The sequence below is a fragment of the Nocardia neocaledoniensis genome (assembly GCF_003182135.1).
In the GTDB taxonomy this organism is placed as follows: domain Bacteria; phylum Actinomycetota; class Actinomycetes; order Mycobacteriales; family Mycobacteriaceae; genus Nocardia; species Nocardia neocaledoniensis.
The window spans coordinates 788,370-794,880 of the sequence record NZ_QGTL01000002.1; the positions used below are offsets into that span (position 1 = coordinate 788,370).

Genomic DNA, 6,511 nt, shown 5'->3' on the forward strand with positions numbered 1-6,511 from the left:
AGGTTAGATTGAGAGGGCGGTGTCGGACTCCCCGGAGCTACCATCTCCGGGGATTCCGGCATCGCTCAGATTCGGGACGCGAGGGTGAATTTCTTGGGGGCCGTGCTGGTCTGGCGCGCGGTCCCGCCATCGGTCAACTTGACCAGGGCGTTGTGGACCGCGCCGCTGGACCGGTTCAGGGCTTTGCCGATCTGGTGTGGGGTGAACTCCTTTCCGGGGTTTTCGTGCAGGAAGTCCTCGACCTGCCCGCGCAGCGCACCGGCGGGCAGGCGTTCGACCGTCGACTCCGCGTCGCCCGCAGCGCCGCTGTGGGCCGCCGCCGGGGATTGTGGGGCCACGGTGGCGGGATCGTCGCCCGTGGGGGCGGCTGCCGCCGTCTCCGGGGTGGTGCCGGGCGCGGGGTCGGCCGGGGCCGCCTGTTCGGCGGGGGTGGCCGGTTCGGGCGCGGTGGGTTCGGCCACAACGGGTTCCGGAGTCACGGGGTCGGCCGGTGCGGGCTCCGGTTCGGCGGGTGTGGTGGCCGCCGCTTCCGGCGCGGCCGGGGCCGGGGACGGTTCGGGTTTCGCTCCGACGGTCCAGCTCTTCCCAGCCCGGGGCTTGCCCGGATCGGTGGCCGCCCACACGGCCCCGGCGAGTTCCCATTCCGTCAGCAGATGCCGCGCCGCGATGGTCCCGATGGCCGCCATTTCCGCCAGATCGGCGGTGGTGCTGCCGGGGTGGGTTTCCAGCGCCTTCCACAGCGCCCGAGCTTCGGCGCTGTGCAACGCGGGCACCTCCGCCGCCGACACGGTGGCGGATTCGGTTGCGGGGTCGGCGGTTTCGGGCGACGATCCGCCCGGTTCGGCCGTCTCAGGAGACACCGCGCTCGGATCGGTGTGTTCGGCCGGGCCCGCGTCGGTGGGTTCGGCCGGGCACGGATCGGCGGGCGCGGTGGGGGCCGGGTCCGGTTCGATGGTGGCGGGTGTGCCCGTGCCCTGGGTCCAGGTCTTGGCCGCGCGGGGCGATGCGGGGTCGGTGTGCGAGTGGGCGCACCCGGCGGTTTCCCACTGGGGCAGCAGCCGCCGCGCGGTGGACTGGCCGATCCCGGCGATGTCGGCCAGCGCGGCGGTGGTGTTGTCAGGGTGGGCGCGCAGCGCCGCCCACAACGCCCAGGTGCTGTCGCGGCGCGGCACTGGCACCGACCGCGAACCGTTTTCCGGGGTGGGTACGGCCGTTTCGGTGGCCCCGGCGGCGTTCTTGGTTTTCGACATGGGGGTTCCTTCCAACAAATGGGTTTGGTGAATTCGGTGATGTCCCCGAGTGGGGGACGGAATGCGCGCCGGTCGGGGCGATTTCCCCGGGCGGTCGGTGCCGTTCCGGTTTCCATGACCGCTCGATAGGGCGTGTGATGTCAAGCGGAATGTGGAAATTGGTTCCGGTCGCGAATTACTCTCGTCCGATTCCGTAATAGCCTCGACGCGAGCGGAATTCGAGTCGCCGGTGTTGACTCAGGGATGGCGAGGCGCCTCAGGCCGGCGACCTCGCCGCGGGCGCGTGGCACGCGAGCCGCGGACTCGACGCACGAGCCGGTCGCGGGTGCGCCAGAGGCAAGTCGGCCGTGTCGGTGCCGGGTTCGCCGGAGTCGGCCTCGGCACGTTCTGTGTTGCCGGTGGCGGGTTGGGTGTCGAGGGCCTCGCGAAGTCGTCGCTCGCCGCCAGTCAGCTCGTAGTCCACATGGTGGTCGAGTTCCCAGCTTTCAGCGCACTCGACGCAGATGGTGCAGCCGTGCGCGCAGCGCCACGTTCTGCCTACCAACAGGATTCGGCCGGGCGGGTCGTCGCTGTCGCCACGACGTAATCGTTGCCGCTGAGTTTGGCTCCCGGTTTGATGACGGCGTCCTCGTCGTGGGTGCGAGTGTCTTTCACGGAGTGCTCCTGTTCGGGTTCGGTTGGGGTGCCGCGCAGTTCGTCGCGGCCAGCACATCCGACAAGGCCCGCCGCGAAGGCGCGCTCGAAGTACTCGACCAGACCAAGCACCTGCGCAGTCGCGAACCGGCCGCCGAGCGGGCGACGCCCGCGGCGGAACCGGGATGCACCAGTCACCCCGGCCTCGCCGATCAGCTTTCTCCCTGATCGGCGAGGCTCCCGTGACACAGGCCGGATGTCCCGCAACCACGGGCTAAGGCCGACCCGAGACTCTCCTGGGACAGCAGGCGCCGACGCGCTCACTCACTTCAACAGGCACTGACCTTGTCCACGGGCCACCCGACGAACTCCGCGACTTCCTCGTCCGTCGTCCCTCGGGATCGCCCCGGTCCAGACCAACGCCGCCGGCGACTCGGTCGTCGACCTCACCGCCGCGAAGTAGGCCAACGCACTTCACGTCCGGGCCGCACGCGGCTGGACGGGCTACCGAGCCCGACACGGACTCGACCCTTGCTGATTGACAAGGGAAAAACGTGCCAGGGGCTTGTCATCGGTATAATTTGAGACGTAAAACGTGTAGATTACTGATCGGACAGAACAAAGCCCTCGCCCGAGCGTTGCAGCGCTCACACGAGGGCCCTGTCCATACGTTGCCCCTAGATCAGGAACTCGTCAGGGCAACAACAACATAGCCGCGATGCCGTCAGCAATGATCTCGATCATGCTGGCGGCTTCGTCTCTTACGACGAGGCACCCAGCGACGATCTGGACGGTGTTCCGGATGAACTGGGTTGCCGGAGCAACCTTCTTCCATGTCCGCACGATCATGCCAGCGGCTCTGCGACGGTGGCGACCGACCATCGGCCTTCACCTTCCTCACTGCCTCACGTACGCGAAGTTGTCCTTCACGGTGGATACGGAGGACGGGAAGCTACGGCCCATGGCCGGAGCTCGCCACCCGCAGTATCGGCGGTGCGAGATCACAGATGCGGCAGGAGTTTTCCCGTGGAACCGTCCACGATCGAACTCCCGGACAGAGTCTATGTCACCGCGCAAACCTGTGGTGAGAACCCAGCGCGGTAGCGATCGCCGAAATCGCTCCCAAACGACAATCGCTGATAATCGCTGATAATTCTTTGCATCGAACGACAGCAGTCGGCAACCCAAAAGAGAGACCAGCATCACACTCAACGAGGAGGCCGAGGGCAACCCCGAGGAAGCTGGCTGACAAGAAGTTCGCGGCGGGTGTTCGGAAAACGACCGTCTGCATGTGCTGACTTCCGGCCACCCGTTGGTGAACCCGCGTCGTCGGGAGCGGCTTGCGTGAGTTCCCGATCTCCTTCGATCACAGGTCGAGTACCTGAAGCCATCCGCTTCCGATTGCTGAGTCCTCGGCAGTCACTGCATGACCGACTGGCAGCAGGTGGTACGTGACGGCCGCGCCGGCATGGCGTAGCTGGCGGGCGAGCTGCAGACCATCGCCTGGGGACCGGCGGGTGTCCTTCGCTCCGTCAACTATCAGCACAGGCGTGCCGTCCAGGCGGTACTGCGGTTCGCTGCTGAAGGGCAGGAGCGGTCGGAACAAGATCGCTCCCGCCAGGAGATCCGGCTGGGTCATCAGCAGTGCGGCAGCCATGATCGCTCCGTTGGAGAAGCCAACGGCCACTGGCTGGTTTGCGATCCCGTAGCTTGCGCAAGCGGTCGCGATGAACTCCGCCAACTTCGGCGCTCGGGTGGCAAGGTCTGCCTCGTCGACACTGCGATCCGGTCGGCGATGAAAGAAGGCATGTCCGGGATTCATGTCGACAGTTCCGCGGATTCCGAGCCGTGCCGCGCCCGGCGCGAGCTCGGCGGCCAGAGCCATCAGGTCGGATTCGTTCCCATGAGAACCATGCAGCAGAACGAGCGGTCGCCTGGCAGCACCTGTCCCGACTATGAAGCGGTGGGTATGTGTCGGTATCGACATACCAGTAAGGCTACGGACGTCGCGCAACTCCATTCTGGCGCGAGCGCCATGTTCGGAAACGACCGTTTGCCGAACACCGACTCGCTAGGGCTCGGAGGCAGCCCCCCGGGACGAATCGTTCGGAAAACCGCCCATCGAGGGTTGGTGCCGGTCTACCGACTCACCTCACCTGGCAGGTACTCAGCAGCCGGGTCCGTCCCGGTGGTAGCTCAGTCGCACTACGTTCGAAAAATGATCGGTTGTGGTCGCGCGGCCTACGCTTGCCCTGACCATGTACACACTCGTCCCGCATGGAAGCTCCTGCGGGCGACGTAGGTTCACAGGGAACACCACAAGAGCATCGGAGCCGGCTACGTAGCTCCCGATCTCGACTTGTACTTCCTGAAGGGACTCGCTGACGGAGGCCTCTGAGAGCACCGCGCCACCCGGGTTGTTCGAGTTGAGAATGCCGAAGTTCGAGTGCTCAAGCTGGAGCTGATCGGGCAGCCACAACCTGATCGCCACACCGCTGACATCGACGTCTGCTGTGTATTTGACCCTGAAGTCGACCGTGCCATGTCCCACGAGGTCGACGGCAGGCAAGTACCGGCGATCTTCGGCACCTCGTTGACGAGCCGCGAGTTCGAGAGCCTGATCGCTTGACATCGACGACTTCGATGATTCAGGTTCGATCGATTGGTTCGTTAGGATCTCAATGGGGTACGAGCGGTGATCTCCCCCGGCGAGCAGGATCATCAACACGAATGCCGCAGCGACGAGCAGTAGGTACCTCCACCCGGAGCGCCGCGTAGGAGGGCCTGCAATGGCTGCGGGCGGCCCCCCAGGGCCGCGGCCAGACATGCCATCGGTAGCGCTCAGTGGTACTGCGGTCGATTGCTCAGACACATGAACTTGACCCCCCGGGCCATCTGCGGGCACGTCGGGATCTTCGATCGTGGTCGGCGCTTCTGGGGGTCGGCTGCGGCGAGCGTTGCGATGTAGGGTCTGCCAAGTCGCGAGGGTCCGTCTATCGGGAGTCCGGGCCGCCGGAGTCGTGCCGGCCATGGCGCACAAAGCAAGCAGCACCCTTTCGAATCCGGCCTGGTCCCGTGGGATCACTACGGAATCGTCCAGGGCCACCCACCCCGCTATCGTGCTTGCCGACACCTGCCCGCCAGTCGCTTTGGCGATCACCGTCGGTGAGGGGCTGCCAGCTGCCGAATACAGCGCACGCCACCGCGCGAGGTACTTGTCCCGCGCCGAGATGGACTTTCCAGACATTGTGAAGCGCCCTTAGCTAAAATCGAACCAGTCGTGCTGGTCGAGAAACCTTTCGCCCAACTTGCCCAACAGTCGGCCGAGCGTAGCGCCGACCATGCTTTCAGCGAAAGCGCGACCTCGCGGGGACGCTGCGGTCGTGGACCGTCCAGCTCGGGCCAGTTCGGTTCGCAGCGGGTGCTGCGCGTCATCTCGCGCAGGTCTGGTGTTGTCGGCCATGGACTTTCCGATCTGATGGTGGGTGCTGGGACTCCTCCAGCAGAGCGGGACCCGTCGACGACTGTCGAACATTCCGACCTTCGGGTGACCGTATTAGCCCATTTCATCGGCTATATCTTCGAACTCCGACTCGTCACGAGTCGGAGCCTGCGCTTACCCAACCGCGCGCCCTCCAGAGCTGCTAGGCAGTGGTTCGAGACTGGTGTTCAGTAGTCGAAGCCGGATCCCTGTTGGGAGGCATGGTCCTGGTCGGTTTCCGGCCCGACCGCCAACGCACCGGATAGCAGGGTGCGACACGAATCCGCTCGCTGCCAGGATCCGCGACACTTTTCGACGTCCCGACAGGCTCGGGCGGGCGAGGTCGCGTTGCTGTTGAAAACTAGTCAATTCTTAGACGCTCACTGCCCTGACGCGCGTTCGGCTTCAGCGGCGCGCCGGTGCCAAGTTTCGGCCTCGGCCGACTCGCCGCGCTGCTCAAGCGTTCGTGCGAGGTGGCGCATCGCGAGCACTTCGCCACTCTCGGCGGCGCGGCGGAGCCAGGTTTCGGCTTCGGCCAACTCACCGCGGTCCTCGAGTAGCCACCCGAGGTTGTACATCGCGAGCGTGTTGCCGTTTTCGGCGGCGCGACGGAGCCAGGTTTCGGCTTCGGCCAACTCACCACGTTCCATGAGCTTGCATCCGAGGCTGTTCATCGCGAAGTCGCTGCCATCTTCGGCCGCACGGCGCCACCAAACTTCGGCTTCGGCCGACTCGCCACGGTTCTCGAGTAGCCACCCGAGGTTATGCATCGCAAGCGTGCTGCCGGCCTTGGAAGCACGGCGGTACCAGGTTTCGGCTTCGGCCAACTCACCACGTTCAAGGAGCATCCGCGCAAGGCTGTACATCGCGAGCGTAGTGCCGTTTTCGGCGGCGCGACGGAGCCAGGTTTCGGCTTCGGCCAACTCACCACGTTCCATGAGCATCCACCCGAGGCTGTTCATCGCGAAGTCGCTGCCATCTTCGGCCGCACGGCGCCACCAAACTTCGGCTTCGGCCGACTCGCCACGGTTCTCGAGTAGCCACCCGAGGTTATGCATCGCAAGCGTGCTGCCGGCCTTGGAAGCACGGCGGTACCAGGTTTCGGCTTCGGCCAACTCACCACGTTCAAGGAGCATCCGCGCAAGGG

Annotated in this window: 6 protein-coding genes; 1 reads left to right on the forward strand and 5 read right to left on the reverse strand. The window is 65.6% G+C overall.

Features of this window, described 5'->3' with window-relative positions:
* Positions 1-65 precede the first annotated feature (65 nt).
* Entirely contained in the window at positions 66-1,250 is a 1,185-nt protein-coding gene (locus DFR69_RS35510) for a hypothetical protein (protein WP_110036758.1), read from the reverse strand.
* A 657-nt stretch (positions 1,251-1,907) separates the two neighbouring features.
* On the opposite strand from DFR69_RS35510, the gene DFR69_RS08020 reads away from it, so the two are divergent.
* Positions 1,908-2,111 carry a hypothetical protein gene (locus DFR69_RS08020; protein ID WP_110036760.1) on the forward strand — a complete coding sequence of 68 codons (204 nt, stop codon included), beginning with the start codon at positions 1,908-1,910 and terminating at the stop codon, positions 2,109-2,111.
* A 465-nt stretch (positions 2,112-2,576) separates the two neighbouring features.
* Here the strand turns inward: DFR69_RS08020 and DFR69_RS33875 are convergent, their stop codons facing one another.
* The 4 genes from DFR69_RS33875 to DFR69_RS35115 form a co-directional block, all read right to left on the reverse strand.
* Positions 2,577-2,765: a hypothetical protein gene (locus tag DFR69_RS33875; protein ID WP_146229223.1), complete on the reverse strand. Its 189-nt coding sequence runs from the start codon at positions 2,763-2,765 to the stop codon at positions 2,577-2,579.
* Between the two features lie 484 nt (positions 2,766-3,249).
* Complete coding sequence (locus DFR69_RS08025; RefSeq protein WP_110036908.1) at positions 3,250-3,870, reverse strand: alpha/beta hydrolase; 621 nt, start codon at positions 3,868-3,870, stop codon at positions 3,250-3,252.
* 180 nt (positions 3,871-4,050) lie between these two features.
* Positions 4,051-4,605: a hypothetical protein gene (locus DFR69_RS33880; protein WP_146229224.1), complete on the reverse strand. Its 555-nt coding sequence runs from the start codon at positions 4,603-4,605 to the stop codon at positions 4,051-4,053.
* 1,139 nt (positions 4,606-5,744) lie between these two features.
* Positions 5,745-6,511 (reverse strand): tetratricopeptide repeat protein (locus tag DFR69_RS35115; protein ID WP_146229225.1); only part of this gene is annotated, 767 nt, incomplete at its 5' end.